General features: G+C 60.4%; 1 protein-coding gene and 1 pseudogene. Both read left to right on the forward strand.

Annotation, left to right across the window (positions count from 1 at the left end; translation table 11 throughout):
- The first annotated feature begins 2 nt into the window (after positions 1-2).
- The gene (locus tag SYN65AY6A5_RS11810; RefSeq protein ID WP_041438641.1) at positions 3-278 is read left to right on the forward strand and encodes a DUF4404 family protein; all 276 of its coding nucleotides are present in this window, start codon (positions 3-5) and stop codon (positions 276-278) included.
- 30 nt (positions 279-308) lie between these two features.
- A pseudogene (locus SYN65AY6A5_RS11815) lies at positions 309-730 on the forward strand (hypothetical protein); the annotation flags it as partial.

The following is a 730-nucleotide window of genomic DNA, read 5'->3' on the forward strand; positions in this document are numbered from 1 at the left end:
GAATGGCCGAATCAAAACTGCGACAACTGCTGCACGATCTGGATGTTGAGCTGCAAAAAACCTCCGGCTTGGATGAAAGGCAGCGGCAGCACATTGCCGCCATCCGCCAGGAGGTGGAAGCCGTGCTGGCAGAGCTGGGATCCCCAACCAAGGGCCAACAAAACCCAGGGCGCAAAGCTCGCATTGGGGAAGCGCTGGCACTGTTTGAAACCTCTCACCCCAACCTCACGCTGATCCTGGAGCAGGTGATTGACACATTGGCAGGAATGGGTTTGTAGTTCCCGCGGTGGGTATCCAAGGGTTTCAGAATGAACGGCCAAGACCGCTTAGATCGAGTAGAACAACTCCTAGCTCAGGCAGCCGAGCAAACTGCTGCTAACAGCCGCGAGATCCAAGAGCTGCGCCAGGCCATTCGGGAAAGCCACGCCGAGCTGAGCGAGCAAAACGCCGCCCGCAGCCGGGAAATCGAGCAGCTACGCCAGGCTATTCGGGAAAGCCACGCCGAGCTGAGCGAGCAAAACGCCGCCCGCAGTCGAGAAATCGAGCAGCTACGCCAGGCTATTCGGGAAAGCCACGCCGAGCTGAGCGAGCAAAACGCCGCTCGCAGCCGGGAAATCGAGCAGCTACGCCAGGCTATTCGGGAAAGCCACGCCGAGCTGAGCGAGCAAAACGCCGCCCGCAGCCGGGAAATCGAGCAGCTGCGCCAGGCCATTCGGGAAAGCCACGCCGA

The organism is Synechococcus sp. 65AY6A5, assembly GCF_002760415.1.
GTDB lineage: Bacteria > Cyanobacteriota > Cyanobacteriia > Thermostichales > Thermostichaceae > Thermostichus.